30 protein-coding genes, 1 tRNA gene and 1 riboswitch are annotated in these 26,466 nt (G+C 71.8%); of the genes, 22 read left to right on the top strand and 9 right to left on the bottom strand.

What is annotated here, in order from left to right; all coding sequences use genetic code 11:
• The first annotated feature begins 152 nt into the window (after positions 1-152).
• From DFP74_RS31015 to DFP74_RS31000, 4 genes are all read left to right on the top strand, one after another.
• Complete coding sequence (locus tag DFP74_RS31015; protein ID WP_121187294.1) at positions 153-842, top strand: hypothetical protein; 690 nt, start codon at positions 153-155, stop codon at positions 840-842.
• Positions 843-1,003: 161 nt separating this feature from the next.
• Positions 1,004-2,332, top strand: coding sequence for a pitrilysin family protein (locus DFP74_RS31010; RefSeq protein WP_121187292.1), 1,329 nt, complete (start codon positions 1,004-1,006; stop codon positions 2,330-2,332).
• Positions 2,333-2,415: 83 nt separating this feature from the next.
• Positions 2,416-3,756, top strand: coding sequence for a pitrilysin family protein (locus tag DFP74_RS31005; protein WP_121187290.1), 1,341 nt, complete (start codon positions 2,416-2,418; stop codon positions 3,754-3,756).
• A gap of 389 nt (positions 3,757-4,145) precedes the next feature.
• Entirely contained in the window at positions 4,146-5,381 is a 1,236-nt protein-coding gene (locus DFP74_RS31000; RefSeq protein WP_121187288.1) for a serine/threonine-protein kinase, read from the top strand.
• A gap of 582 nt (positions 5,382-5,963) precedes the next feature.
• Here DFP74_RS31000 and DFP74_RS30995 read toward each other — a convergent pair.
• Positions 5,964-6,038, bottom strand: a tRNA-Leu gene (locus DFP74_RS30995).
• 46 nt (positions 6,039-6,084) lie between these two features.
• Positions 6,085-6,567 (bottom strand): thioredoxin-dependent thiol peroxidase, encoded by a 483-nt coding sequence (gene bcp, locus DFP74_RS30990; protein WP_121187286.1) that lies wholly within the window; start codon positions 6,565-6,567, stop codon positions 6,085-6,087.
• Positions 6,568-6,787: 220 nt separating this feature from the next.
• On the opposite strand from bcp, the gene DFP74_RS30985 reads away from it, so the two are divergent.
• From DFP74_RS30985 to DFP74_RS30975, 3 genes are all read left to right on the top strand, one after another.
• The gene (locus tag DFP74_RS30985; RefSeq protein WP_121187284.1) at positions 6,788-7,888 is read left to right on the top strand and encodes a CDP-alcohol phosphatidyltransferase family protein; all 1,101 of its coding nucleotides are present in this window, start codon (positions 6,788-6,790) and stop codon (positions 7,886-7,888) included.
• A gap of 16 nt (positions 7,889-7,904) precedes the next feature.
• On the top strand, positions 7,905-8,300 hold the full coding sequence (locus DFP74_RS30980; protein ID WP_121187281.1) for a DUF3618 domain-containing protein: 396 nt from the start codon (positions 7,905-7,907) through the stop codon (positions 8,298-8,300).
• 104 nt (positions 8,301-8,404) lie between these two features.
• Positions 8,405-9,223, top strand: coding sequence for a bifunctional 2-polyprenyl-6-hydroxyphenol methylase/3-demethylubiquinol 3-O-methyltransferase UbiG (locus DFP74_RS30975; protein WP_121187279.1), 819 nt, complete (start codon positions 8,405-8,407; stop codon positions 9,221-9,223).
• Here DFP74_RS30975 and DFP74_RS30970 read toward each other — a convergent pair.
• Positions 9,193-10,422 (bottom strand): alanine racemase, encoded by a 1,230-nt coding sequence (locus DFP74_RS30970; RefSeq protein ID WP_121187277.1) that lies wholly within the window; start codon positions 10,420-10,422, stop codon positions 9,193-9,195. The two genes, DFP74_RS30975 and DFP74_RS30970, sit on opposite strands and share 31 nt — an antisense overlap.
• A gap of 181 nt (positions 10,423-10,603) precedes the next feature.
• On the opposite strand from DFP74_RS30970, the gene purU reads away from it, so the two are divergent.
• From purU to DFP74_RS30935, 8 genes are all read left to right on the top strand, one after another.
• Positions 10,604-11,491 carry a formyltetrahydrofolate deformylase gene (purU, locus tag DFP74_RS30965; protein WP_121187275.1) on the top strand — a complete coding sequence of 296 codons (888 nt, stop codon included), beginning with the start codon at positions 10,604-10,606 and terminating at the stop codon, positions 11,489-11,491.
• A 287-nt stretch (positions 11,492-11,778) separates the two neighbouring features.
• Positions 11,779-12,000, top strand: a complete 222-nt coding sequence (locus tag DFP74_RS30960; protein WP_121187272.1) for a CsbD family protein — start codon at positions 11,779-11,781, stop codon at positions 11,998-12,000.
• Between the two features lie 44 nt (positions 12,001-12,044).
• Complete coding sequence (locus DFP74_RS30955; RefSeq protein WP_121187270.1) at positions 12,045-12,512, top strand: Asp23/Gls24 family envelope stress response protein; 468 nt, start codon at positions 12,045-12,047, stop codon at positions 12,510-12,512.
• On the top strand, positions 12,512-12,832 hold the full coding sequence (locus DFP74_RS30950; RefSeq protein WP_121187267.1) for a hypothetical protein: 321 nt from the start codon (positions 12,512-12,514) through the stop codon (positions 12,830-12,832). Before DFP74_RS30955 ends, DFP74_RS30950 begins: the two co-directional genes overlap by 1 nt.
• 42 nt (positions 12,833-12,874) lie before the next feature.
• Complete coding sequence (locus DFP74_RS34100) at positions 12,875-13,048, top strand: hypothetical protein (protein ID WP_179822257.1); 174 nt, start codon at positions 12,875-12,877, stop codon at positions 13,046-13,048.
• Positions 13,049-13,056: 8 nt separating this feature from the next.
• A complete protein-coding gene (locus tag DFP74_RS30945) occupies positions 13,057-13,434 on the top strand; it encodes an Asp23/Gls24 family envelope stress response protein (protein ID WP_121187265.1) in 378 nt (125 codons plus the stop codon).
• Position 13,435: 1 nt separating this feature from the next.
• Positions 13,436-14,041: a DUF6286 domain-containing protein gene (locus DFP74_RS30940; RefSeq protein ID WP_121187262.1), complete on the top strand. Its 606-nt coding sequence runs from the start codon at positions 13,436-13,438 to the stop codon at positions 14,039-14,041.
• 2 nt (positions 14,042-14,043) lie between these two features.
• Positions 14,044-14,634, top strand: a complete 591-nt coding sequence (locus DFP74_RS30935) for an alkaline shock response membrane anchor protein AmaP (RefSeq protein ID WP_121187260.1) — start codon at positions 14,044-14,046, stop codon at positions 14,632-14,634.
• A 142-nt stretch (positions 14,635-14,776) separates the two neighbouring features.
• Here DFP74_RS30935 and DFP74_RS30930 read toward each other — a convergent pair whose 3' ends face one another.
• Complete coding sequence (locus tag DFP74_RS30930; protein WP_121187258.1) at positions 14,777-16,027, bottom strand: amidohydrolase family protein; 1,251 nt, start codon at positions 16,025-16,027, stop codon at positions 14,777-14,779.
• A 142-nt stretch (positions 16,028-16,169) separates the two neighbouring features.
• Here DFP74_RS30930 and DFP74_RS30925 point away from each other — a divergent pair, with 142 nt between their 5' ends.
• From DFP74_RS30925 to DFP74_RS30915, 3 genes are all read left to right on the top strand, one after another.
• Complete coding sequence (locus DFP74_RS30925; protein ID WP_121187255.1) at positions 16,170-17,003, top strand: MurR/RpiR family transcriptional regulator; 834 nt, start codon at positions 16,170-16,172, stop codon at positions 17,001-17,003.
• A 178-nt stretch (positions 17,004-17,181) separates the two neighbouring features.
• Positions 17,182-18,588, top strand: a complete 1,407-nt coding sequence (locus DFP74_RS30920; protein WP_121187253.1) for a sodium:solute symporter — start codon at positions 17,182-17,184, stop codon at positions 18,586-18,588.
• A gap of 88 nt (positions 18,589-18,676) precedes the next feature.
• Positions 18,677-19,078 (top strand): VOC family protein, encoded by a 402-nt coding sequence (locus tag DFP74_RS30915; RefSeq protein WP_233571243.1) that lies wholly within the window; start codon positions 18,677-18,679, stop codon positions 19,076-19,078.
• Between the two features lie 10 nt (positions 19,079-19,088).
• On the opposite strand, the gene DFP74_RS30910 is transcribed toward DFP74_RS30915, so the two are convergent.
• Positions 19,089-19,520, bottom strand: a complete 432-nt coding sequence (locus DFP74_RS30910; RefSeq protein WP_147453938.1) for a hypothetical protein — start codon at positions 19,518-19,520, stop codon at positions 19,089-19,091.
• 173 nt (positions 19,521-19,693) lie between these two features.
• On the opposite strand from DFP74_RS30910, the gene DFP74_RS30905 reads away from it, so the two are divergent.
• The 3 genes from DFP74_RS30905 to DFP74_RS30895 all read left to right on the top strand — a co-directional run bounded on the left by DFP74_RS30905 (position 19,694) and on the right by DFP74_RS30895 (position 20,670).
• On the top strand, positions 19,694-19,990 hold the full coding sequence (locus DFP74_RS30905) for a hypothetical protein (protein ID WP_121187249.1): 297 nt from the start codon (positions 19,694-19,696) through the stop codon (positions 19,988-19,990).
• Positions 19,991-20,067: 77 nt separating this feature from the next.
• Positions 20,068-20,262, top strand: coding sequence for a hypothetical protein (locus tag DFP74_RS30900; protein WP_121187247.1), 195 nt, complete (start codon positions 20,068-20,070; stop codon positions 20,260-20,262).
• Positions 20,263-20,670 carry a type II toxin-antitoxin system death-on-curing family toxin gene (locus tag DFP74_RS30895; RefSeq protein ID WP_121187245.1) on the top strand — a complete coding sequence of 136 codons (408 nt, stop codon included), beginning with the start codon at positions 20,263-20,265 and terminating at the stop codon, positions 20,668-20,670.
• A 6-nt stretch (positions 20,671-20,676) separates the two neighbouring features.
• On the opposite strand, the gene DFP74_RS30890 is transcribed toward DFP74_RS30895, so the two are convergent.
• The 4 genes from DFP74_RS30890 to gcvT form a co-directional block, all read right to left on the bottom strand.
• A complete protein-coding gene (locus tag DFP74_RS30890) occupies positions 20,677-22,089 on the bottom strand; it encodes an L-serine ammonia-lyase (protein ID WP_121187243.1) in 1,413 nt (470 codons plus the stop codon).
• Between the two features lie 76 nt (positions 22,090-22,165).
• A complete protein-coding gene (gene glyA, locus DFP74_RS30885; protein ID WP_121187242.1) occupies positions 22,166-23,434 on the bottom strand; it encodes a serine hydroxymethyltransferase in 1,269 nt (422 codons plus the stop codon).
• A gap of 6 nt (positions 23,435-23,440) precedes the next feature.
• Positions 23,441-23,821, bottom strand: a complete 381-nt coding sequence (gene gcvH / locus DFP74_RS30880) for a glycine cleavage system protein GcvH (protein WP_121187240.1) — start codon at positions 23,819-23,821, stop codon at positions 23,441-23,443.
• Positions 23,822-23,974: 153 nt separating this feature from the next.
• The gene (gene gcvT, locus DFP74_RS30875; protein WP_121187238.1) at positions 23,975-25,090 is read right to left on the bottom strand and encodes a glycine cleavage system aminomethyltransferase GcvT; all 1,116 of its coding nucleotides are present in this window, start codon (positions 25,088-25,090) and stop codon (positions 23,975-23,977) included.
• Between the two features lie 144 nt (positions 25,091-25,234).
• Positions 25,235-25,335: riboswitch (glycine riboswitch) on the bottom strand.
• A 223-nt stretch (positions 25,336-25,558) separates the two neighbouring features.
• Here gcvT and blaOXA point away from each other — a divergent pair.
• A complete protein-coding gene (blaOXA, locus tag DFP74_RS30870; protein WP_121188630.1) occupies positions 25,559-26,422 on the top strand; it encodes a class D beta-lactamase in 864 nt (287 codons plus the stop codon).
• The last annotated feature ends 44 nt before the right edge of the window (positions 26,423-26,466 follow it).

The following is a 26,466-nucleotide window of genomic DNA, read 5'->3' as shown; positions in this document are numbered from 1 at the left end:
CCGTCCGAACCGCACGAGCGTCCCGAGCGGTGGCGGAGGGGCGCGGATCCGCCGCACGGCCCGCGGGAGCGGGCCTCGCCAGGCGCGTTCCGGCCCCCGATGCCCTAAGGTCATTGTGGTTCGAGCACCGGCACGGCTGAGAGGGACGAGGCATGGCTGGCACGACGGACGGGCACGTCCAGGGGCGGTGGCTCCGAGCGCACGGCGTACGCGTCGGCGCGGGGGCGGCGGCGGTCGTCGCGGTGCTGGCGCTGGGCGCCTGCTCGGGTGCCTCCGAGGCCGGAGGGGCCGAACTCGAACGCGGCGAGAGCGGGGTCATGCCCGCGCTCGAACGCCCCGGCCCCGAGGGGTTCACCAACACCGAGGTCGAGGGCGTCACGATCGACGTGCCCGACGACTGGGAGACGAGCAACGAGGGCGGGTCGCTGTGCATGACGCCGCCGGGGCAGCCCGCGTGCGCCTACGGTTCGGTCCACCTCACCCCCCACGCCGCGGAGGGCCACCCGCAGGACTGGCCGAACCGGGACGACGCCTTCCACGACGACGACGGCTGGGCGGCCGAGACCGACCGGTGCCGCAGCCTCAACACGGCCGCCTCCGGTGACATCGGCGTCGACTCGGCGACCATCACCTACCAGGACCTGTTCGAGCACGCCGACGGGCTGAAGTCCAACCACACCCTGTGGAACGTGACGTGTGTCAACGACGACGCGTTCGAGGTGCGCATGTGGTTCCTGCCCATCAGCGACGTCCTGCTGTACGTGTGGTCGGCCGACGCCCAGTACGACGCGGTCTACGACCAGATCGCCGCCTCGATGGACACCACCGGATACCAGGACTGAGGCCGGCGGTCCCGCTTCGTGGACCTTACGGGCGAACGGTGTCCGATTCACCGTTCGGGTGTCCCGATGCTCCGGTGAGGCCGTAGGGTCGTAGGCGTCACACGGCAGTCGGCGGTGACGACGGCAGTTCAGCTACGGCGCGGAATCGGGGTGCAGCACTGGTGACGACCATCGGAGCAGCGGGACGGGTAGGTCAGTACACGCTCGACAACGGATTGCGTCTGGTGACCGCACCGGCCTCCACCGGCCAGGTCGCCGCCGTGAACCTGTGGTACGGCGTCGGCTCCCGCCACGAGGTACCTGGGCGTACCGGCTTCGCGCACCTGTTCGAGCACCTGATGTTCCAGGGCAGCGGCAACGTCGCCAAGGGCGAGCACTTCGAGGAGGTCGAGCGGCTGGGCGGCGACATCAACGCCTCCACCTCCACCGACCGCACGAACTACTACGAGACGGTCCCCGAGCACGCCCTGGACCGCGTCCTGTGGCTGGAGGCCGACCGCCTGGAGACCCTGCGCGACGGCATGACGCAGGAGGTGCTGGACAACCAGCGCGACGTCGTCAAGAACGAGCGCCGCCAGCGCTACGACAACCAGCCCTACGGCACCGCCCTGGAGCGCATCCTGGGCCTGGCCTACCCCGAGGGCCACCCCTACCACCACCCCACGATCGGCTCCATGGCCGACCTGGACGACGCCGACCTGGACTACGTCAAGTCGTTCCACAAGGCCCACTACGGGCCGGACAACTGCGTGCTCACCGTGGTCAGCGACCTCGACCCCGAGGACGTGCTGGCGCGTGTGGAGAAGTACTTCGGCCACCTCCCGGCCCGCGACTTCGTCCCCGAGGCCCCCGACGCCTCGCTGCCGCAGCCGCTGGGCGGCCCCGTGCGCGACGCCGTCACCGAGAACGTGCCCGCCGCCGGGGTGTTCCTGGGCTACCGCGTCGGCGCCTACGGCAGCCGCGGGTTCGACGTGATGCACCTGGCCTCGGCCGTGCTGGGGCAGGGGCAGGGCAGCCGCCTGTACCGCTCCCTGGTGGTCGACCGCCCCATCGCCGCCGACGACGGCGGCGGCTCGGCCGACATCCTGCCGTTCCGCTACACCGACAGCCTCCTGCTGGTGAACATGCTCGCCCGTGACGGCGTCAGCGGCGACGCGCTGGAGGAGGCCATGCGCGAGGAGCTGGCCAAGCTCGCCGCGGGCATCACCGAGGACGAGCTCGACCGGGCGCGCGCCGTCCTGGAGCGCGACCACCTGCAGTCCATCTCCAGCCCCTCCGGGCTGGCCGACTCCATCGGCTCCTGCACCCAGCTGTTCGACGACCCCGAGCTCGCCTACACCTGGCCCGAGCGCTGGAGCGACATCACCGCGGAGGAGGTGCGCGCCGCGGCGGAGCGCCTGCTGGTCGACGACAACCTGCTCGTCGTCCGCTTCGACCCCGAGACGGCCGACGCCGAGACGGCCGAGGCCGCACCGGCACCGGCGCCCTAGGCCGTACCGGCGGGGCCGCCGCGCCCCGCCACCCCTTGGCCCTGTCACCGCGTCACCGCAAGCCGCAGAAAGAGCCACAGAGCATGCTCCGACCCGACATCGGTACTCCAGCGTCCTACACCTTTCCCAAGCCCCAACGGATCACCGTCGGAGGCGGCACCGTCGTCGCCATCGACGTGCCCGGGCAGCGCCTCGCGTCGCTGCGCCTGGTCCACCCCTACGGCGGCGCCGTCGAGCCGCTGGACGCCATGGGCGTCGGCTCCCTGACCAGCGAGGTGCTGGAGGACGGCCCCGACGGCAACAGCTCGCTGGCGCCCGCCCTGGAGCGCCACGGCGCCGAGTGGGTCTCGCGGGTCAACTGGGACGGGTTCATCACCGGCCTCGACGCCCCGGCCAACCGCCTGGGCGAGGCCGTGCGCCTGTTCGCCGACGCCGTGCGCCGTCCGGCGCTCACCGCCGACGACATCGTCCGCCGCCGCGACCAGCTCCTGGAGCGGTTCTGGCTGGAGGCGGCCTCCGCCTCCACCCTGGCCATGCGCAGCCTGGGCGGACAGCTCTTCACGGGCCGCTACGCCACTCCGCTGGCCGGCGGACCGGTCAAGCTGGCCCAGGTCGAACCCGAGACCGTGGCCGCCTTCCACGCCGACTCGATCGCCTCCGTGGCCGGGACCCTGGTCGTGGTCGGCGACCTGACCGGGGTCGACCTGGAGGACCTGGGCAAGACCGTGTTCGGCGACGCCGCCGCCACTCCGGTGCGCGAGGTCGAGGCGCCCGCGCCGCCGCCGGGGGAGCTGCCGCGCGTGCTGATCGTGGACCGGCCCGGCTCGGTGCAGTCGGCGCTGGTCATCGCGCACCGCGCCCCCTCCCGGTCGCAGGTGGACCTGCCCCGGGCCGAGGGCATCAGCGAGGTGCTCGGCGGGCTGTTCACCTCCCGGCTCAACATGGAGCTGCGCGAGCGCCTGGGCTACACCTACGGCGCCGGTTCGCGGTTCGACCTGCGCCGCGACAGCGGGGTCTTCTTCGCCACCACCCAGGTGGAGGCGGACACCACGGCGCACTCGATCACCGCGTCCCTGGAGCAGATCGCCAAGCTGCGCTCCTCCGGCGTCACCACCGAGGAGCTGGTCTCGGTGCGCGAGTCCAACACGGTGGGGCTGCCGGTCAGCTACTCCACCGCGCGCGCCATGGCCTCCGCCCTGGTCGACATGGTCGTGCACGACCTGCCCGACGACCACGTGGACCGCCACCGCGCGGGGTACGAGGCGCTCACCGAGGACAAGCTCAACAGCGCCGCGGTGGAGTACCTGCACCCCGAGGAGGCCGTCGTGGTCGTGGTCGGCGACGCCGAGCGCCTGCGCGAGCCGCTCGCCGACGTCGGCGCCGGCCCGGTCGAGGTCCGCAGCCCCGAGTCCCTGTGGACCTGAACCGGGACCTCCCCCTGATCTGACCGGGGACGTGCGGGCGCCCGGAGCGCTGTGGCCGGGCGCCCGCACGGCACCGCGGTCGGACCTTCTTTCCCCAGGTGGGCAAGGCAGGGTAAGGGAGAGGCAAGTCACTGCATACACAGGGTTTCGCCGGACATAACGAAAGCGAACCTATGTGCCAGTCTTATGGCAACTACCAACGTGGACCAGGCGTCCTGCTGGTATAACGAGTGATCCGTGCACCTACGTGGTGACAGCGACCGCAATGCTCCGCAGGAGGCCACCATGGCCGGTGAATGGACCCGTGGATAACCGTGTCCTCCCTAGACAACCCCCACACCCGGCGGCCCGAGGCGTCGCCCGGCTCAGCACGCCCGGAAGGTGCCACCATGGACGGCTCCGGAGCTGACGGCCGGCTGTTGAAGGGGCGCTACCAGCTCGTCTCGGAGATCGCCCGGGGCGGTGTCGGCACGGTGTGGCGCGCCACCGACCTGGTCATCGACCGCGAGGTCGCGGTCAAGGAGCTGCGGCTGCCCGCGGACCTGAGCCGATCCGAGCGCGAGGGGCTGCTCCAGCGCACCACGCGGGAGGCCCGCGTCGCCGGCCGCCTCACCCACCCCAGCCTGGTCACCGTCCTGGACGTGGTGGACGAGGACGACCGGCCGTGGATCGTCATGGAGCTGGTCGAGGCCTCCACGCTGGAGGAGCTGCTCAGAGTGAGCCCCCTGCCCTACCAGCGGGTGGCCGAGATCGGGCTCCAGCTCATCGACGCCCTCAAGGTCGCGCACGCCGAGGGCATCGTCCACCGCGACATCAAGCCCGACAACGTCATGATCAGCCCGCAGGGGCGGGTCGTGCTCACCGACTTCGGGCTCGCCGCCTGGAACGGCGAGTCCGCGCTGAGCGAGTCGGGCCGCATCATCGGATCGCCCGCCTACATCCCGCCGGAGCGCGCCAAGGCCGGTCCGGTCGGTCCGGAGTCGGACCTGTGGTCGCTGGGCGCCACCCTGTACGCCGCGGTGGAGGGCCACCCGCCCTACGACCGCAAGGGCTACATCAAGATCCTGCGCCAGGAGCAGTTGGACGAGCCGGCCGCGGCCGGCAACGCCGGTCCGCTGGCCCCGGTGCTCGCCGGCCTGCTCAAGGTGGAGCCGGGGGAGCGGCTGACCGCGGAGAACGCCACCAAGATGCTGCGCATCGCCGCGCTGGCCCCGTGGGCGCCCGAGACCAGCCCCGAGACCGCGGCCGAGGGCAAGGCGACCCCCGCCGAGCCGCGCCCGGGCGCGGCCGCGCCCCGGCCCGTGGGCAAGGGCGTGGACACCGACGAGGACGTCGAGGACGTCGAGGACGAGGCGGGCGAGGTCCACGAGTCCGCGCGGGAGCAGGCCAAGGAGCACTTCCGTGCCGGGGGCCGGGTCCTGGCCGAGTCGCTCAACGAGCGGCTGCGGCACAGCCCCGAGGCGATGAACTCGATCATGACCTCGATCCGCGAGTCCACGGACACGCTGGGCCTGACCCACTCCGGCCGGCACGCCGAGCACAGCCGACTGCCGGTGGTGGCCGCCGTGGTCCTCGGGGTCCTGGTGCTGCTGGCCATCGTGCTGTGGGCCCTGATGGGCCGCTGAGGGGCGCTCGGGGCGCCGGGGCCTTCGCGCCTTCCGGTGCACTCCCTCGTGCCCACGCCGTCGCCCGCCACCACCCTCAACGGACGCCTTCGGCGCGGTCCTTCCTGCTTTGGCCCGGATAGACCCCCTGGGGAGACCCGGGGCGCGGGACCGCTGACCTTTAACTACCGGGGGGCCGCAGGATGACGCGTGCGCGTCCAACCCCTTGGGGTCCCCGGGTGCAGGACCGTTCAACTCGCCCCCACGACGGGCGTGCCACCTGTATCCCAGTTGGTTGAAGGCCAAGGCACGGTCCTACGGGACCTCAAGGGGTGAAAGGTGGGCCGTTCAGGTGGCGTGACCACAGGGGTAGTAGTGAGGGGCGCGCCAGTGTTCTGCAGGAGGAGACGGGGCCGCCGCAGGAAGGACCGCGCCGCAGGCGTCCGTTGAGGGTGGTGGCGGGCGACGGGCGGGATTGCGAGCCAGGCAAGTCGACGACGAAGAACACTGGCTTCCGGCGCCCCGAATGCGCGTCCGAGCCTGCGAGGACGCCAGAAAGCACAGAAGCGCGCGGACCGGTGGGTCCGCGCGCTCCGTGCGACGTGGGGCCGGCGGGACTCGAACCCGCACTGTACAGCACCTAAAGCTGGCGTCTCCTGCCAATTGGACTACGGCCCCGCCGGGGACCACCATACCGGCGATCGAGACGATCCGGCTCCGGTGCCTAGACTCCCAGTTCCCGCTTGATGCGGTCGACGTGGCCGGTCGCCTTCACGTTGTAGAAGGCCCGCTCGACCCTGCCGTCGGTGCCGACGATGACGGTGGAGCGGATGACGCCCTGGACGACGCGGCCGTAGTTCTTCTTCTCACCGAAGGCCCCGTAGGCCCGCAGGGTTTCCTTGTCCGGGTCACCGAGCAGGGTGAAGGTCAGACCCTCCTTGTCCCGGAACTTGGCGAGCTTGTCGCTCGAGTCCGGGGACACGCCCAGCACGGTGAGCCCGGCGGAGTCGAAGTCCCGGAGGTTGTCGCGGAAGTCGCAGGCCTCCGTGGTGCAGCCGGGCGTCATGGCCGCCGGGTAGAAGTACAGCACGACGCGCTTACCGGTGTCGGCCAGGACCTGGCTGAGGGTCACGGGCTTGCCGTCGGCGTCGTCGAGGGTGAAGTCCGGTGCCGGATCTCCGGCTTCCAAGCGGATCGGGTCGCTCACGTGGTGTTCCGTTCCTCTCGGGATCGTGTGTCCTCACACTAGCCATCCCGGGGGAGCGGGCGCTCGCGGTCTGTTGCGATTCCGGTTCGGTTGGTTCACGAGGTCGGTGACCAGCCCTCTGATCACCTATTGTTGACCGCACTCATGTTCTGGCTGCAGATGACCTCCAGCAGCAGGTTTCCGGAACACATCCGCTTCGCGTTGGGGAGTATTGGCGACGATGCCTGGATTCACACTCGACGAGGTCAGGACCCGTACCCTCAAGGAGCGCGACTCCTGGTGGACGGTCTATCTCGTGGACCCGATGGCGGTCCGGCTCGTGCGCGTGGTGGCGAACCGGACGTCGGTCACGCCCAACCAGCTCACGGTGGCCGCGCTCTTCCTCGGGCTGGGCGCGGCGGTCTGCTTCGCGTTGGGCTACCGGCAGGCGCTCGCCCTGGGCGCCGTGCTCTACTTCCTGTGCTTCGTCGTGGACTGCGTGGACGGCAAGCTCGCGCGGCTCACCGACTCCGAGACCCTCATCGGCGCGTGGATGGACTACGTCTCCGACCGCTTCCGCGTGCTGGTGTGCGCGGTGGCTCTGATGGGCGGGCAGTACGTGCTCGCCCAGGAGGAGAACCCCGACGCCGCGCCCGTGGTCTACGTGTGGCTGGCGCTGGCCGTGGTCTTCGTCGACATGCTGCGCTACCTGAACGCGTTGCAGGTGTACAAGCTGCGCCGGGAGATGCGCTCGCACCTGGCCGCCGCCCTGGAGCGCGCACGCGCCACGCTGTCGATGCTGGAGCCCGACCCCCAGGGCGGGGACCGGCCGATGAGCGACGGCGGCGAGCAGGCCGTCCTGCGGCACGGCATCGGCGTGTTGGAGCAGATCCTGCACAGCCAGAACGAGCGCGAGGCGCGCAACCACCGCACGGCCGGCAAGCAGCCGGACCTGACGCTGCCGAAGGTGGACCTGCACCAGGAGTTCCGGACCCGGTTCCCCTGGTACCAGCGGTTCTGGGGCGCGTTGAGCGCCCGGCGGGTCCGTACCCACCTGGTCGGCGGCATCGAGTTCCAGATGGCGGTGTTCGTGATCGCGCCGCTGGCGATGGCGATCTTCGCGATGCCGTCGCTGGTCGGCTGGATCGCCGCGGTCGCGGGCGTTTTGCTTCTCGCGTTCGAGATCGCGATCATCTATAAACTGTGGTTGTCCACGCGGGACTTCTTCCGCGTGGTCGACGGGATCGACGGCGCGCTGAGGTTCTCCGGTCCGTCCGACGGCGCGGAGGATGAGGGCCGGGGCACCGGCTCGGACACGGGTTCCCAGACCACGATGCGCTGATGGAGAGAGGCTGCCCATGACGGGACGCGACACCGAACCGCGCCAGACACCGGCGGAGGTCGAGGCCGAGATCAACCGCGAACAGCGGCAGCTGGCGCGAACCCTGGACGAGCTCGGCGAGCAGGCCCGCCCCGCGAACATCGCGCGCCGGCAGGTCGCCAAGGCCAAGGAGCGCGGGACCCGCCTGGTGGACGAGGCCCGTGCCCTGGTGGTCGGCGGCGCCGTCCGGGTCGAGAGCCACCTCGTCGAGCCCGAGGAGGGCAGTATCCGCCTCAAGGGCGACGACGACGTGGTCACCACCTACGAGGCACGCGGCAGGATCTCCACCGAGGCCCTGCTGCTGATGGCCGGGATCGGTGCGGTCGTCACCGCGGGCGTGGTGGCCTGGGCGGTGCGCCGCAAGCGCGGCTAGCCGAAGCAGAGGATCGGTCGAGGGGCCCGTGCGCATGGCACGGGCCCCTCGTGCCGTCGAAATCCCGTTGTGGGGCGCGCGCTCGCCTCGATAGCGTCGCGGCCATGACCGAGGACTGGCTCAGCGCCAACCGGGAGAACTGGGACGACCGGACCCGTGTGCACGCCGACAGCGACTACTACGACCTGCCCCGGTTCCGGGAGGGCGCCTGCACGCTGCGCGACTTCGAGCTCGCCGAGGTCGGCGACGTGTCCGGCCGCAGCCTGCTGCACCTGCAGTGCCACATGGGGCAGGACACGCTGTCCTGGGCGCGCCGCGGGGCGGCGGTCACCGGACTGGACTTCACCGAGGCCGCGATCCGTACGGCGCGGGGGCTGGCGCGGGACATCGGGACGCCCGCCCGGTTCGTCGTCTCCGACGTCCACGAGGCGCGCGAGTCCCTGGGTGGGGAGCGCTTCGACATCGTCTACACCGGCATCGGCTCCCTGGTCTGGCTGCCGGACCTGACCCGCTGGGCGGACGTGGTGGCGGACGCGCTCGACGACGGCGGCTTCCTCTACCTCGCGGAGTTCCACCCGCTGACCGACGTTCTGGGGGCGGACGGCCGGAGTGTGGAGGAGGGCTACTTCAACGCCGGGGGCGAGGTCTGCGAGGACCCCAACAGCTACACCGACGGCGCCCCGCTGGAGAAGGCCGTGTCGGTGCAGTGGCGCCACTCGCTCGGGGAGGTGGTGACCGCCCTGGCGACGGCCGGGTTGCGGATCGAGTTCCTGCACGAGCACACCGCCACCCTGTTCCAGCGCTTCCCCGATCTACGGCGCGGGGACGACGGGATGTACCGGTTCCCGCCGGAGCGTCCGCCGATCCCGCTGATGTACTCGCTGCGCGCGCGTCAGAGGAACGTGCGGCCCTCCCCGCGGTAGGTGGGGGCGGTGCCCACGTGGGCGCCGGTGTCGGAGTCGACCAGGTGCAGCGTGTCGAAGCGCTCGCACAGCTCCCCGGCCTTGGCGTGGCGCATCCACACCCGGTCGCCGATGTCGAGGCGGTCGGCGGCGGCGCCCACCAGGGGCGTCTGGACCTCGCCGGCCCCCTCGTTGGCGGTGAAGGAGAGCCCCGCGGGCAGGTGCGGCAGCGGTGCCCGGAACCGGTCGGCGGGGCCGGAGGCGGGGTAGCCGCCGCCGAGCACGGTGGCCACGCCGGGGGCGGGGCGGCGCACCACGGGGAGCGCGAAGAGCGCGGCGGGGCGCCCGTCGAAGGACCGGTAGTGGTCGAACAGGTGCGGGTGGAAGAGCCCGGATCCGGCGGCGACTTCGGTGACGGCGCGTTCCCGTCCGGTGGTGTGCAGGCTGCCGGTACCGCCGCCGTTGACGAAGCGCAGGTCGGTGACGGCGCGTACGGCCCGGACGATCGCGGCCCGGCGCCGCGCCAGCTCGATCGCCGAGCGGCGCTGGACGGCGCGCAGCAGGCGGCCGTAGAGGGGGCGTCCGGGCGGGGCGTCGCCGACTCCGGCGATCTGGCCCTCGTAGGCCATGATGCCGTCCAGGACCAGCTCCGGGCGGCGCACGACGGCGCGGGCGAGCGCGGCCGCCTGCTCGGGTGTGCGCACGGGGGAGCGGTAGCTGCCGATGCGCAGGCCGGAGCCGAGCGGCTGCCAGCTGGTGTCGATGTCCAGGCACACCCGGACAGGGGAGGACTCCGAGCCGTCGGCGCCGGCCTCGGCGACGGCGGAGGCGATCAGGTCCAGGTGGGCGGTGTCGTCCACCATCACGGTGATGACGCGGGCGGCCTCGGGGTCGCGGGCGAGCCGGACCAGGGCACCGCGGTCGGCGGTGGGGTAGGCGACGAGGATGTCGCGCGCCAGGGGGTCGTCCGGGCCGCCGGAGGCGAGCCAGAGGGCTTCGGGGAGGGTGAAGGCCATGACGCCGGCGTAGCCGGGCAGCTCCAGGACGGTCCGGAGCAGGTCGCGGCTGCGCACGGACTTGCTGGCGACGCGCACGGGGCGGCCGTGCGCGCGCCGGGTGAGCTCGGCGGCGTTGGCGCGCAGCGCCGCCAGGTCGACCATGGCGAAGGGGGGTTCCAGGTCGCGTGTGGCGGTGTCGTAGGTCTCGCGCAGACGTGTCATGCCATGAGGATGCCAGAACATGAATGTCTTTCATATTGCCCGGGGCGCATGATCTCGTCGCGGTGGGCTCCGCGGGGAGGGGCACGGAGCCGGGGGATCGGGACCCGCGGTTTGCGCGGGCTCGCTACTCTGGGAGGTCACGGCTGATCAGCCGGTCCGATCCCGGGAGTGGAACCGATCCATGAGTGAGCGCGAGTACATCCTGACCCTTTCGTGCCCCGACAGCCGGGGCATCGTCGCGGCGGTGGCCAACCTGCTGTCCGACCACGGTTGCAACATCACCGAGAGTCAGCAGTACGGCGACCACTACACCGGTCGGTTCTTCCTGCGCATGCAGTTCCTCGCCGAGCGCGGCGAGCACGGCGTGGTGGGCGAGGACACCCTGCGCGGCGCGTTCGCCGCCCTGGCCGGGGACTTCGGCGAGGGGGCCGGCGACCCGGTCGTGGAGTGGAGCCTGCAGGCGACCGACGTGCGCCCCCGCATGATCGTGATGGTGTCCAAGTTCGGGCACTGCCTCAACGACCTGCTCTACCGCCAGCGCAGCGGCCTGCTCGACGTCGACATCGCGGCCGTGGTCTCCAACCACCCCGACCTGGGGTTCCTGGCCGACTCCTACGGGGTGGACTTCCACCACCTGCCGGTCAACGCCCAGTCCAAGCCGGAGCAGGAGGCGCGGCTGCTGGAGCTGGTCGGCTCCTACGACGTGGACCTCATCGTCCTGGCCCGGTACATGCAGGTGCTCTCGGAGCAGCTGTGCACCAAGATGTCCGGCCGGATCATCAACATCCACCATTCGTTCCTGCCGAGCTTCAAGGGCGCGCGCCCCTACCACCAGGCCCACGCGCGCGGCGTCAAGCTCATCGGCGCGACCGCCCACTACGTCACCGCCGACCTCGACGAGGGACCGATCATCGAGCAGGAGGTCTCCCGGGTGGCCCACACCGACAGCCCGGAGCGGCTGACGGCGATCGGCCGCGACCTGGAGTCGGTGGCGTTGGCGCGCGCGGTGAACTGGCACGCGCAGCGCCGTGTGCTGATGAACGGCGAGAAGACCGTCATCTTCGGCTGACCCGCCAGGGGACGGCCGTCGGAAACTTTTTTCGGACACATGGGGGGCGCCTTCGGGCGCCCCTTCGGTGTTTCTGGGGCCGGGTGGGTTTCCGGTCGGGAATTGGGGCACACATGGTCTTGACATGACCCTCGTGACCTGCGAATTATCGCTCAGAGTATCTTGTCTGTGGCTCACGGTGTGTATATGGTGTGAATGGTTCCATACTCGTGCGACGGCCTGGAGTACACCGTCGGACGGGTTTCGGTCAGCTATTTCCGGGTCGTGTGACCCGGCAGGGGGCACTCATGGGCAAGCACTTCGACGACGCGGTCGGCAAGGGCAAGGAAGCGTTCGGCAAGGCCACCGGGGACAGGGGCACGGAGGCCGAGGGCAAGACCGACCAGGCCAAGGGCCAGGCCAAGGACACCGCGGACAAGGCCAAGGAGAAGGCCCAGGAGTTCAAGGGCAAGGCCGCCGAGGCGGCCGAGTCGGCGACCAAGCGGATCAAGGACACCTTCAACCGCTGACACCGTCGCAGCAGAGCCGTCCCACCACCGCGGAAGGGGAACCAGTGTCGGATACGAGGACCGAGGCCGCAGTGCCGGAAGCACGCACGGCCAGGAGCGGGCAGAGCACGTCGCACGACGGGTCGGGCCGGACCCAGATCGCCGACGCCGTCGTGGCCAAGATCGCCGGAATGGCGGCACGGGAGATCGGCGGTGTGCACGCCATGGGCGGCGGAGCGGCCCGCGCGGTCGGTGCCGTCAGGGAGGCCATGACCGGGGGCGACTCGTCGGTCGCGCGCGGGGTGGCGGTCGAGGTCGGTGAGCGCCAGGCGGCCGTCGACATCGACGTCGTCGTCGAGTACGGCACCGCCATCCAGGACATGGCCGCGGCGGTGCGCCGCAACGTCACCTCGGCCGTCGAGCGCATGACCGGCCTGGAGGTCACGGAGATCAACATCAAGGTGGGCGACATCCACCTGCCCGACGACGACCAGGGTGACGAGGACGCGGCCTCCGAGTCACGGGTCCGGTAGTGGCGGCCGACGCCCGTGACCCGGGTGAGGTGGCCCGCGTGCTGGCGGAGGCCGTCGCGGACCGCCCGGACGTCGTAGAGCTGTCGGCAGGAGGGTTCGGAACCCTCCAGACACCCGTGCCGGGCGGACGGGTGCGCGGAGTCGCGGTCCGCGACGACCATGTCGAGGTCGGCGTGGTGGTCCGGTACGGCCGCCCGATCCAGGACATCACGGCTGAGATCCGGGCCGTCCTGGCACCGATGGCGGCCGGCCGGGCCGTCCACGTCTACGTCGAGGACGTGGTCGCGGGACTCGGCGGGGGCAGCCGCGCGAGTGGTTGAGGTGACAGGGTGCTGGACACAGCTGGACAAGAGGGGGAAGCCATGTGGCCGATCGTTGGGTTGTCCTACGGGACAGTACTGGGTCTGGCCGGCGCGTTCGGCGGTTTCACGGCCTTCGCGCTGGTCCTGGTCCTCGGGCTGGTCGGCTTCGTCGCCGGCCGGGCGATGGAGGGCGAGATCGACCTGGCCGAGATGTTCACGCGGCGATCGGCCTGAGGGGCGACGTGGCCGGAACACGAACCGACGCGGTACCCCGCCAGCGAGTGGACACCGAGCCGCGGGGGAGGACGGGACGGCTCCGCGAAGGCGGACCCGCCCGTGACCCCGGCGGCCGCACGGAGATCGCCTCGGGCGTCATCGAGAAGGCGGCGGCCCGCGCAGTGAGCGAAGTGGACGGGGCGCGCGCGATCCGCGCGCGTCCCGCCCGCGCCCGGACGAGCGGTGACGTCGTCCTGCTGCGGCTGCGGATCGCCGTGCGCTACCCGTTGGCCGTGCGCGAGGTCGCGGGCCGGGTGCGCGAACACGTCAAGGACCGGGTCGAGTGGACGACCGGCAGGACCGTCCACCACATCGACATCGAGATCGCGGAGTTGGTGCGCTGACATGACCACCGTCGAAGAGGTGCTCGGCCGCCCGGACCAGGGCGTGGAGCGGAAGGCGACACGGGTGGCGGTCCACACGTTCCGCCCCCGCCGGTCGTGGCCCGCGGTGATCACGGGGCTGGCGATTCTGTTGGTGGCCGTGGTGGCGGCGGCCGAGGTCATCTCCGCCCTGGCCGGCAGTCCGCTGGGGCTGATCCCGGTCGGGCGGGCCGGGGAGTTCGCGGCCACCACGACCTGGTCGCAGCCCTCGGTGCAGATCGCCTCCGCGGTCCTGGCGCTGATCGGGCTGGCGCTGATCGTGCTGGCGCTCGCGCCGGGCCGGAGCCGCTGGACGGCGCTGCGCACGGGGGACCCGGCGCTGGTGGTCGGCCTGACGCGGCCGGCGCTGCGCCGGGCGGTGAGCGCGGCCGCGCAGGAGGTCGGCGGTGTGGAGAGTGCGCACGTGGTGGTCCGGGGCCACCGGCTGCGGGTGCACGTGCGGACCGGCATGCGCACGTCGGAGGGGCTGGCCGAGGGGGTGACCGCGGCGGTGGAGCGGCGGCTGGAGGAGTTGGCGCCGCTGCGCAGCATGCGGATCGTCACGCACGTGCGGCACGCGGAGGGTTGACGATGGCGCGGGACAGGAATCGCAGGTCGGCGCGGGGCAACCGGCTCGGCCTGACGCTGGTGGGCGGAGTGCTCCTGGCGGGCGGTCTGGGCGCGCTGGCGCTGGGACAGGGGCTGTTCGGCGCGGACCTGGCCGGGCAGGCCCTCCTGGGGCCCGCCGCCCAGGAGGTGCTCGGGAGCCGGTGGGCGCCCTACGTCGCGGTGGCGCTGGCCTTCGTCGCGGCCTTCCTCGCTCTGCGCTGGCTGCTCGTGCAGGGCATGAACGACACGCTGGGCCGCCTGGTCCTGGAACAGGCCCCCGAGGGGCGGGTGGAGATCAGCGAGAGCGTGGCGCGCGGCGCCCTGGAGCAGGAGGTCGCCGAGTATCCGGGCGTGCGCCGGGCCCGGGCACGGCTGACCGAGTCCAGCGACGAGCCGCACCTGCGCCTGGCGCTGACGCTGGAGGACGACGCGGACGTGGCGGGGGTGTGGCGGCGGGTGCGGTCCGAGGCCCTGGCCGACCTGCGCCGCGCACTGGAGCAGGAGCGGGTCCCGGCGGTGGTGCGGATGTCGATGACCGCCCCCGCCAAGAACCCGCGCCGCAGCCTGGCCTGACCGGGCGAGCGGGGGCCGGCCGCCGCGCGTGTCGCGGCGGTCGGCCCTGTGGCGCGTGTGGACACGAGAGCGCGGACCGGGGCGGGGCGGACGAGGCCGGGACGGGCCGGCCGGCGCCGTCGGATCGAGCGGGCGGCGGTGGTCAGTCCGCGGTGTGCTCGTGGCGGACGCGGCCGTCGCGCAGCACGGCGCGGACGTTGTCGGGGTCGGCGAGCACGCCGATGTCGGCGAGCGGGTCGCCGTCCACGACGACGAGGTCGGCGCGGGCGCCGTCGCGGAGGGTGCCGATCTCGCCCTCCAGGCCGAGCAGCCGGGCGGCGTTGACGGTGGCCGCGCGCACGACGTCGGCGGCGGGCTGCACCCGGCCGCGGATGGCGAACTCCTCGTTCTGGTGGTTCTGCATCCCGCCGAGCAGGTCGGAGCCGTAGACGAGGTTCACCCCTGCCTCGTGCGCCATGCGCAGCGCCTCCAGGCCCTTGGTGAGCACGGTGTCGACCTTGTCCTGACCGGCCGGCGGCAGGCCGTTGGCCGCGCCCTGGCGGGACAGCTCCTGGTAGGTGACCAGGGTGGGCACCAGGTAGGCGTCGTGCTCCAGGAACAGTTCGAGGCTGCTCTCGTCGATGAGGTTGCCGTGCTCGATGCAGCGCACGCCCAGGCGCAGGCCGCGGTTGACGGCGCGCGCGGTGTAGGCGTGCCCGGTGACGTAGCGGTTGGCGGCCTCGGCCTCCTCCACGACGGCGCGGATCTCGTCCTCGGACGACTGGGTGGAGTCGATGCGGTCGGTGGGGGAGGCGACCCCGCCGGAGAGCATGATCTTGAGGTGGTGGGCGCCGGTGCGCAGCTGTTCGCGGGCGGCGCGGCGGAACTCGACGGGTCCGTCGCACACGAGTCCGGCCCCGGGGCAGCAGGCATGGGTGTCGTTGCCCTGGCGGCCGGGTCCGCGGAAGTCCCCGTGGCCGCCCGTCTGGGACAGCGCCTTGCCGCCGAACATGAGCCGCGGCCCGTTGACGAGCCCTTCGTCGACCGCCTGGGACAGGCCCCAGTCGCCGCCGGCGACGTCGCGGACCGTGGTGAAGCCGCGGCGGAGCATGGCCTCCAGGGCGCGGCCCGCGTAGGAGGCGACGTAGGAGGGGGCGTGGTCCATCGCGGCGCCGAGGTCGGCGCTGAACGCGGTGGGGTGCACGTGGGCGTCGATGAGGCCGGGCATCAGGGTGGCGCCCGCGAGGTCGACGACCTCGGTGCCGGGCGCGGTCTCCGGCGCGGGTCCCCGGCCGCTCCCGGTGATACGGCCCTCCGTCACCAGGAGCCAGGAGTCCGGCGTCCGGGTGCCGTCCTCGGGGTCGAGCAGGCCTGCGCCGGTGAAGAGGACGGCGGGGCGGGTGGATGGGGTCATGGACACCTCCGGTGGAGCGGTTGGACACCTTCCTGCAATATATGTTGCATCACTGAGCGGGTGCGCGGGCGGGTGGTGGTATCGCTTGAGGGGCGGTGCGTACCGGGGAGTCCGGCGGTGCCGCACCGGAGACGGAGGGGCGATGTCGGACTGGATCGAGGCGGCGCTGGCGGGTGGGCGGCTCGGGCGCGCCGCCGAGCGGGTGGTCCGCGTGCTGCGCGACGAGCCGAGGTTCGCCTCGTACGCGAGCACGGCCGAGCTGGCCGAACGCGCGCAGGTCAACGTCGCCACGGTAGTGCGCGCCGCCCAGGCGCTGGGCTTCGCCGGCTGGCCGGCGCTGCGCCTGGAGCTGCGGTCGCGCTACCTGGCCTCGCTCAGCGCCGGCGAGGTCCTGGCCGAGCACGCCGGCGCCGACGCCGACCCGGTCCGGGCGGCCGTGCGCGCCGACGTGGAGGGACTCCGCCTGCTGGAGAGCACCATCGACGTCGAGACGGTGCGGGCGCTCGCGGCGGCGGTCCACGGCGCCCGGCGCACGCTCGTGCTGGGTTCGGGCACCTTCGCGGCGCCGGGACTGCAGCTCGCGCACGCGGCCTCGACGATGGGCTACGACGTCCAGATGCGCGATCTCGGCGGAACATCGCTGGTCAACGTGTTGTCCAAGATGGGCGAGGGCGACCTGCTGGTGGCCTGTGACCTGTGGCGGCTGCCCACGGCGCTGCGCTCGGCGGCGCTCATCGCGCGGGAGCGGTCGGTGCCGGTCGCGGTGATCACCGACCGCCGGGACTCCCCGCTGGTCGCGGGCGCGGCGCACGTGGTGGTAGTGCCCAGCGAGAGCGTGACCATGTTCCCCTCCCTCACGCCGTCGATGGCGGTGGTGCACGCGATCCTGTCCGAACTCGCCCGCGTGGGCGGGGAGTCGGTGCTGCGGGCGGTGCGCGACGCCGAGCGGCTGTGGGAGCGGGCGGAGCTCTTCTGAGCGGTGTCCGGGGCGGTGGCCTGGGGAAACGGAGCCCGCACACGAGATGAGTGATCTGAGCCACACTGAGTGCAATAAGTGTTGCATGATTCACGGATGGGCTGTTTACATGAGCCGGTCGGAGTTCGTCCGGCCGGTGTTCGGCAGGACTTCCCCCATCTCACCCTGAAGGCGGCCCATGCAGACGATCCATGTCGCGATCCTCGCCGTGTACCTCCTGGCCATGGTCGGCATCGCGCTGTACTTCGCCCGTTCCGGCCGCCTGCGCGGCGGGGACGACTTCCTCTTCGCCGGGCGCAGCCTGCCCAAGCCCGTCATGGTCGCCACGATGCTGGTCACCTGGGTCGGCTCGGGCACCATCATCGGCGGCGCGAACTTCGCCTACACCTACGGCCCGATCGCCGGGCTGGTCTTCTTCCTGGGCACGCCGCTGGGAATCCTGGTCCTGCTGCTGGCGGCCCGCCGCATCCGCAGGGCCTCCCGGCACACCATCCCCGAACTGCTGGAGGTGCGGTTCGGCACGGGGGTGCGAACCGTGGCCGCCGTAGTGACCGCGCTGGCCTACGTCGGCCTGGTCGCCTCGCAGTTCATCGGGGGCGGCTACGTCGTCAGCCTGATCACGCCGCTGTCGGCGACCCAGGGGACCATCCTGGTCGCGGTCGTGGTCACCCTCCTCACCGTGACCGGCGGCCTGTTCTCGGTCGCCTACACCGACTTCTTCTCGGCCATCCTCATCGTGCTCGGCCTGTTCGTGTCCCTGCCGCTGGTCTTCGCCGCCATCGGAGGCCCGGCCGCGTACTGGAAGGGCCTGCCCGAGCAGTCGACGACGTTCACCGGCGGGCTCACCGCCCTGCAACTGCTCGGCTACTTCCTGCCGCTGTTCCTGCTGCTGCTCGCCGACCAGAACATCTACCAGCGCCTCACCGCGGCCAAGAACGAGCGCGAGGCCCGCTCCTCGACCCTGGGAATGCTGTTCACCAGCTTCCTGGTGTTCGTCCCCGTCGTCCTGCTGGCCTCGGCGGCCGCGATCCTCATGCCCGGCATCAACGGGGACATGTCCATCCTCGGCCTGGCCTCCGAGGGCCACCTGCCGGCCGTCCTGGGCGGGCTCATCCTGGCGGGCGCGGTCGCCTTCGTCATCACCACGGGGTCGTCGTTCATGCTCTCGGCCGCCTCCAACATCGCCTACGACCTGTACGCCCGCTGGGCGGGCGACGTCGGCCAGCGGCGGGCCCTGGTGGTGCAGCGGCTGTCGGTCCTGGGCATCGCGGTCGTGGCGTTCGGTCTGGGGCTGTTCTTCCCGACCGTCCTCGAACTGCAGATGTACTCGTACACGATCTACGGCGCGGCCATCACGCCGGTGGTGTTCGCGGTGCTGTTCTGGAAGCGGGCCACCACCGCCGGTGCGGTCGCCGCCCTCGTGGCCGGCGCCGCCACCACGATCGGCTGGCAGATGGCCGGGGCGCCGGGCGACCTCAACGGGGTCATCGTCGCCCTGCCCGCGGCGCTGGTCGCCCTGGTCGTGGCCAGCCTGGTGACCAAGGCGCCCGCACCGGTCGAGGCCGCCGAGCCGACCGAGGTGTGACGGTTCCGGCGGGTGCGGACCGGCCCGGCTTGGCAAAGTCGGTGTGGGAGCACCCGCCGCAGGCCTGATCCGGGGTTACGTTGCCGTCATGACGAGAATGACCTTCGTGAACCTGCCCGTGCGCGACATCGGCGCCACCCACGCGTTCTGGACCGCGCTGGGGTTCTCCTTCAACCCGGAGTTCTCCGACGACAAGGCCCTGTGCATGATCGTGAGCGACGCCGCCTTCGTCATGCTGCTGGAGGACTCCTACTTCCGGAGCTTCCTCCCCGAGGGATCGCCGCCCGGCGCCGCCGGATCGGAGCTGATCACGGCGCTGACGGTGGACAGCAGGCAGGAGGCCGACACCCTGGCCGACGCGGCGGCCGAGGCAGGAGGCCGGGCGCTCTCGACCATGGACGAGTCCGGCATGTACTCGCGCACGGTGGCCGACCCGGACGACCACCTGTGGGAGTTCGTGCACATGGACATGGGCGGCGCGAACGCCTGAGGGCCGGTTGTCAGGACGGGCCCTCGTCCTCGTCCGCCCGCCGCGGGAGCAGCTCGGCGTCCCGGGCGATCTCGCTGTCGAGGGTGCGCAGGTGGTAGTGGTTCCCCGTGAGGGCCCGCAGGCCGTAGAAGAGCTGTTCCACCCAGTCGCCGTGTTCTTGGAGGGAATCCGGGACGCGGGCCGCGTTGCCGGAGACCTCGGTGATCTCGAACTCGTGCGTTCGTGTGCGGTACTCGTCCCTCTCGTCGAGCGCGCTGATGAACACGGAGAACGTCCACAGGCGTTGGGCGTCCATCCCCGTGGGACCGGTGAACCGCAGGGCGAACTCGGTGTTGGGTTTACGGAAGAAGTGCAGCGGGGCACGGACCGCGAACCCGCCGTCGACCACGCACCACGGCGGCTCGGCGCGGCACGAGGGGACCTGGTTCAAGGGGCTGCTCAAGCGGTGGCGAGGGCATAACGACCTCGGGCTGCGGGAGGCGGACGTCGCCTACGTGGTCGAACTCGCCCTGCTGGACGTCGTGGTGGACGAACGGCGACTGCGCCCTCGGGAGGCCGGACGGGAATCGTTGCACTGACCCCGCGACAGCGGGGCGCCGTTCTACGATGGGCCGCATGCCAGGACAGAGGCGCAGACGTGAACGCGAGGCACGCCGCCGCGCGGCTCGGGAACAGCGGGAGAACGAGGGCCGGTGGAAGGTCATCTTCGAGACCACCGACGAGGCGGAGTGGCGCGCCTTCCGCGCCCGCCCGGCCGGGGCCCTGGACCGCTTCGCGGACGAGGACCTGCGGGTCGACGTCCTGTGCGGGCGCGGGACCCGCCCCACCGCCTACCGCCTCAGCGCACTCGTCCCCCGGGACCCCGACCGCGGCCGCGACTATCGGAACTCGTCAGTCCCTCCCGCCACGTGAATCCGGTGATATCCAGGTGCGGCCCGGAGCCCTCCGGGTACTCTGGTACCAGACTTGGTACCAACGAGGGAGAGGTCATGCCCGCACTGAACATCGAGTTCACGGAAGAGGAGATGGAGCAGATCCGTCAGGCCGCGGCGGCTGAGGAGACCAGCGTCAAAAAGCTGGCGCACGAAAGTGTGCTGTCCAGCATCCAGCGGCGCCGGGTCATGGCGATCGCCGCGCGTGTCACCCGAGCCTCCGCCGGTCTCAACGAGCGACTTGCCCAGTAGATGGGCTCGAAACCGGTCATCTACCTGACCATGGACCTGGTGGTCGACATCACGTCGATGGCGCTGGCACAGAGGCGGCAGGACGCGGCCGTACGCGACCACGGGCTGTTGGAGAGCGCGGTCCATCGGCCACGGTCCTCATCCTTCGGAGTGGAGCATTATCCGAGCCTCTTCGACAAGGGCGCGGCGCTCATGCAGTCTCTCGCCAGGAACCACGTGTTCGTCGACGGCAACAAGCGCGCGGCCTGGAACTGCACCGCCACCTTCCTGGAATTGAACGGCGCACCTCTGATCACACCGGTGGACGAGGAGCGGGCGGAACAGTTCGTGTTGGACGTCGCTACCGGGAAACTCGACGACGTGGGCGAAATCGCCGACGCGCTACGGACGTTCCACGCGGTTCCCTGACGTCGGTCAGCACTCGATGACGTTGACGGCGAGGCCGCCGCGCGAGGTCTCCTTGTACTTGTCCATCATGTCGCGGCCGGTGTCGCGCATCGTCCGGATGACCTTGTCCAGCGACACGAAGTGGCTGCCGTCGCCGCGCAGGGCGATGCGGGCGGCGCTGATGGCCTTGACCGAGGCCAGCGCGTTGCGCTCGATGCACGGCACCTGGACCAGGCCGCCGATCGGGTCGCAGGTCAGCCCCAGGTTGTGCTCCATCGCGATCTCCGCCGCGTTCTCCACCTGGGCCGGAGTGCCGCCCAGCACCTCGGCCAGGCCGCCGGCGGCCATCGAGGACGCCGAGCCCACCTCGCCCTGGCAGCCGACCTCCGCGCCCGAGATCGACGCGTTCTGCTTGAACAGCAGGCCGATCGCGGCGGCGGTCAGCATGAACCGCACGACCCCGTCGTCACCGGCCCCCGGGCTGAAGTGCGCGTAATAGTGCAGCACCGCCGGGACGATCCCCGCCGCTCCGTTGGTCGGGGCGGTCACCACGCGCCCGCCCGCGGCGTTCTCCTCGTTGACCGCCAGCGCGTACAGGGTGATCCAGTCGCTGCCCCGCATCGGGTCCGGGTCGGCGGTCGTGGGGGCCAGCAGCCCTGACTCGTCGCACACCCCGCCCAGCTGGCGGTACAGCCGGTGCGCGCGGCGCGGCACCTTGAGCCCGCCGGGCAGGCTGCCCTCGGTCATGACCCCGCGGCGCAAGCACTGGCGCATCGCCGCCCAGATCGTGAGCAGTTCGGCGCGGATCTCGGCGGGCGTGCGTCCGAAGGCCTGCTCGTTGGCGAGCATGACGGCGCTGATCGACATGCCGGTGTCCGCGCAGATCTCCAGCAGCTCCTCGGCGCTGGAGAACGGATGGGGGACCTCGGTGTCGTCGGCCTTGATCCGGTCGGCGCCCGCGGCCCGCTCGTCCACGACGAACCCGCCGCCGACGGAGTAGTACACCTTGGCCGCCAGCTCCACGCCCGCGGCGTCCAGCGCCACGAACCGCATGCCGTTGGGGTGGTCGGGCAGGCTCTCCTTGCGGCGGAAGTCCACGTCCACGGCGGGGTCGAAGGCCACCTTCGGGCCCTCGGGTCCGCCCAGCTCCAGGGTCCGCTCCTCGCGCACCCGTCGGACCAGGTCGGGGACCGCGTCCACGTCGACGCTCTCGGGCAGGTGGCCCATCAGTCCCAGGATGACCGCGGTGTCACTGCCGTGCCCCTTGCCGGTGAGGGCCAGCGAGCCGTACAGCTCCGCGCGCACGTGTTCCGTGGCGGCCAGGAGCCCGTCCTCGCGCAGGCGCCCCGCGAAGGTCCGCGCGGCCTTCATCGGGCCGACCGTGTGCGAACTCGACGGGCCGATTCCGATCTTGAACAGGTCGAAGACGCTGATGGCCATGGCCGTCCTCCTCGTTGAGTACAGGGCCCTGGTACAGAACTGCCGTGCGGGGCACGGGGCCCCGCACGGCAGGGCTCTACAGGTTGGGGTAGAGCGGGTGTTTGGCGGCCAGGGCCCGAACGCGCGCGCTCAGGGCCTGGGCGTCGAACTCCGGCTTGAGGGCCTGGGCGATGACGTCGGAGACCTCGGTGAAGTCCTCCTCGCCGAACCCGCGTGTGGCCAGGGCCGGGGTGCCGATGCGCAGGCCCGAGGTGACCATCGGCGGGCGCGGGTCGCCCGGCACCGCGTTGCGGTTGACCGTGATCCCGACCGAGTGCAGGCGGTCCTCGGCCTCCTGGCCGTTGAGCGGCGAGTGCACCAGGTCCACCAGGACCAGGTGCACGTCGGTGCCGCCCGTGAGCACCTTCACGCCGGCCGCGCCCATGTCGGGCCGCATCAGGCGCTCGGCGAGCAGCTTGGCCCCGGCCACCGTGCGGCGCTGGCGCTCGGCGAAGGCCTCGCTCGCGGCGACCTTGAACGAGACGGCCTTGGCGGCGATGACGTGCTCCAGCGGGCCGCCCTGCATGCCCGGGAAGACCGCGGAGTTGATCTTCTTGCCCAGCGCTGCCTTGGACAGGATCATGCCGCCGCGCGGGCCGCCCAGGGTCTTGTGCGTGGTCGTGGTGACCACGTCGGCGAACGGCACCGGGTTGGGGTGCAGTCCGGCCGCGACCAGGCCCGCGAAGTGGGCCATGTCGACCATGAGCAGGGCGCCGGTCTCGTCGGCGATCTGGCGGAACCGCTCGAAGTCGAGCCGGCGCGGGTAGGCGGACCAGCCCGCGACGATCATCTTGGGCTGGTGCTCCTTGGCCAGCGCCGCGACCTCGTCGTAGTCGACGGTGCCGTCCTGCTCGCGTACGTGGTAGGCCACGGCGTTGAGGATCTTGCCGGAGTAGTTGATCCGCATGCCGTGCGTCAGGTGCCCGCCGTGGGCCAGGTCCAGGCCCAGGATGGTGTCGCCGGGCTTGAGCAGCGCGAAGTACACGGCGGTGTTGGCCTGGGCGCCCGAGTGCGGTTGGACGTTGGCGTGCTCGGCGCCGAAGAGTGCCTTGGCGCGGTCGATCGCCAGCTGTTCGACGACGTCGACGTGTTCGCAGCCGCCGTAGTAGCGGCGGCCGGGGTAGCCCTCGGCGTACTTGTTGGTCAGGGCGGTGCCCTGGGCCTCCAGGACCGCCTGGGGGGCGAAGTTCTCGGAGGCGATCATTTCCAGGGTGTCGCGTTGGCGCGCCAGTTCGGCGTTCACCGCCGCCGACACCTCGGGGTCCAGTTCGCTCAGTGTCTGGTCGAGCGTGTTGTCGGTAGCCATCGCGGCCTACTCCTCGCCTTCGGTCAGCTTGGTGTACTCCTCGGCGGAGAGCAGTCCGGTGGGCTCCTCGGAGAGCCGGGCCCGGAAGAGCCACCCGTCCTCGAAGGGGGCGGTGTTGATCGTCTCGGGCGCGTCCTCCAACGCGCCGTTGACCTCGACGACCTCGCCGGAGACCGGCGAGTAGACGTCACTGACGGACTTGGTGGACTCGACCTCGCCGCACGTCTGGCCGGCGGTCACCTCGGTGCCCGCCTCCGGCAGCTCGACGAAGACGATGTCGCCCAGCGCCTCGGCGGCGAACGCGGTGATGCCGACCGTGGCGATCCCGTCCTTCACCACGACCCACTCGTGTTTGGCGGTGTAACCCAGCTCCGTGGGAACGCTCACTTCAACTCTCCTTGGAGGTGTTCCATTTCCTGCCGCGCGCCCTCGGGCGGCCCGGCCCGGCCTACGCCTGGTGCCGCCTCGTCCGTGCAGGTCCCTGTGCGGGGATCCCACCGGGCGGGGCGGGCAGGCCTTCGGGGTGTGAAGGCCCCAGTTCTACGACTGCCGCTGGTAGAACGGCAGCTCGACCACGTCGACGGCCTCGCCCCGTCCGCGCACGTCCACGGTGAACGCGCCGGTCGAGGTGTCGAGGTCGCCGTCCACGTAGGCCATGGCGATGGGGCGGCCCAGAGTCGGGGAGGGCGCGCCGCTGGTGATGGTGCCGACGGTGACGCCGTCGCGCTGGACCTCCTGGCCCTTGCGCAGCGGGCGGCGGCCCCGGCCGACCAGGCCGATGAGGCGCCGTGCGCGCGCGGTGCGCGAGGCCTCCTCCAGCGCGGCGCGGCCGACGAAGTCACCGCCCTTGTCGAACTTCACCACGCGGCCCAGGCCGGCGTCGAAGGGGGTGAGTTCGGCGGTGAGCTCCTGGCCGTACAGCGGCATGCCGGCCTCCATGCGGAGGGTGTCGCGGGCCGACAGTCCGGCGGGCACGAGCCCGTGGTCGGCGCCGGCCGCCATGAGCGCCTCCCAGACCCGGGGGGCCTCGGCGGCGGGGCGGACGAAGATCTCGAAGCCGTCCTCGCCGGTGTAGCCGGTGCGGGCCAGCAGGACGGGCTGGCCGGCGACGGTGTGCTCGTAGCCGGCGTAGTAGCGGATGTCGTCCAGGTTCGCGTCGGTCAGCGGCGCCAGGATGTCGACGGCGCGCGGGCCCTGGATCGCGATGAGCGCGTAGTCCGCGGACTCGTCGCTCACCTGGACGTCGAAGCCCTCGGCCCGCTCGGCGAGCGCGGCGGAGACGACGGGCGCGTTGGCGGCGTTGGCGACGACCAGGTACTCCTGCTCGCCGAGCCGGTAGACGATGAGGTCGTCCAGGACTCCGCCGTCGGCGTCGGTGATCATGGTGTAGCGGGCCCGGCCGACCTTGACCTTGGACAGGTGGCCGACCAGCGCGTGATCGAGGGCCTCGGCGGCCTGGGGGCCGCTCAGGCGGATCTCGCCCATGTGGGAGAGGTCGAAGAGGCCGGCGGCCTCACGGACCGCCTTGTGCTCGGCGGTCTCGCTGCCGTAGCGCAGCGGCATGAGCCACCCGGCGAAGTCGACCAGGGTGGCTCCGGCCTTCTCGTGGATCTCGCGCAGTGCGGTGGCACGCGGAACTGAGGCGGGCTCTGACATGGGCACTCCCGAGAGGATGGGCGTCGTGACGTGCGTGGCGTTGCCATCCTCCCCCTCTGTCATCTGTGCCTGAGAGCTTCACCGCGCGCCCGGCGTGGCTTGCACCTTCGGCGAGGGACGTCGGTCCCTGCTTTCCAGAGTGGTCTCGCCCGTACGGTCCGTGTGCCTGAGAGGTTGTCTGTGGGGAGGGATTGCTCCTTCGGCGGCCCACGTTGGCTACGCGGACGCTCTCCCGTACGGGGTCAGCAACACGTTCAGCCTAGCAGCGGCCCCAGTCGGCTCCCAAGGCTGCCCGACGCGTGTGCGACGACACGATCGCCAGGGCCGCCCCACGGCGCGATCGGAACGACTAGCGTGTGGGGGCGGGACAGGGCCCCGGTGGGCCGCACGCGAGGACGCGGAGGGACTGGAGTGGGTAGCGACATCGAGCGTTCGAGCCGACCGGCGGGTCCCCGGAGTCGGCTGGTGGTGACCGTCTGCGGCGCTCTGGCGCTGGTGGCGGGTGCGGTGTCGGCCTGCGGCGCCGATCACCCCGCGGGGCCGGTGCCGCAGCAGGTCTCGGGCAGCGTGAGTCGCGGCGACGTGACCACCGTCGAGCGCTCCGACCTGGAGTCGCACTTCGCCGAAGCGGGGCTGGAGGGCACCTTCGTGCTCTACGACGCGGGATCGCGGGTGACCACCGTCGTCGACCCCGAGCAGGCCGAGGTGCGCGTGCCGCCCGCGTCCACGTTCAAGATCGCCAACACGCTGATCGGTCTCCAGACCGGTGCCGTGGCCGACGTGGACGAGGTGCTGCCCTACGGGGGCGAGCCGCAGCCGGTGGCGGAGTGGGAACAGGACATGGGCCTGCGCGAGGCCTTCCCCGCCTCGAACGTCGCCGTCTACCAGGAGCTCGCCCGACGGGTCGGGCACGAGCCGATGGCCGCGTGGGTCGACCGCCTGGACTACGGCAACCGCGAGATCGGCGACCCCGAGGCGGTCGACCGGTTCTGGCTGGAGGGCCCGCTGGCGATCTCGGCGCAGGAGCAGACCGAGTTCCTGGCCCTGCTGGCCCGCAAGGAGCTGCCGGTGGACACCGCCCACCAGGAGGCGGTGCACGAGATCGCCCTGGTGGAGGAGGAGCAGGACTACCGCCTCTACGCCAAGTCCGGCTGGGGCGCCGAGGTGGACCCCGCGCCCGGATGGTGGGTGGGCTGGGTGGAGAGCGGCTCCGACCTGCACACCTTCGCGCTGCGTGTGGACATCGAGGAGGACGCCGACGCCGAGCTGCGCGAGCCCCTGGCCCGCGATCTGCTGGCCGAGCTGGACATCCTGCCGCCCGGCACGGCCTGACCCGGCACGCGAACGCCCGCCGCACCCCGCCTCGTCTCCCACGT

The sequence above is a fragment of the Nocardiopsis sp. Huas11 genome (assembly GCF_003634495.1).
GTDB lineage: Bacteria > Actinomycetota > Actinomycetes > Streptosporangiales > Streptosporangiaceae > Nocardiopsis.
This window is presented reverse-complemented; position numbering and strand designations above follow the sequence as displayed.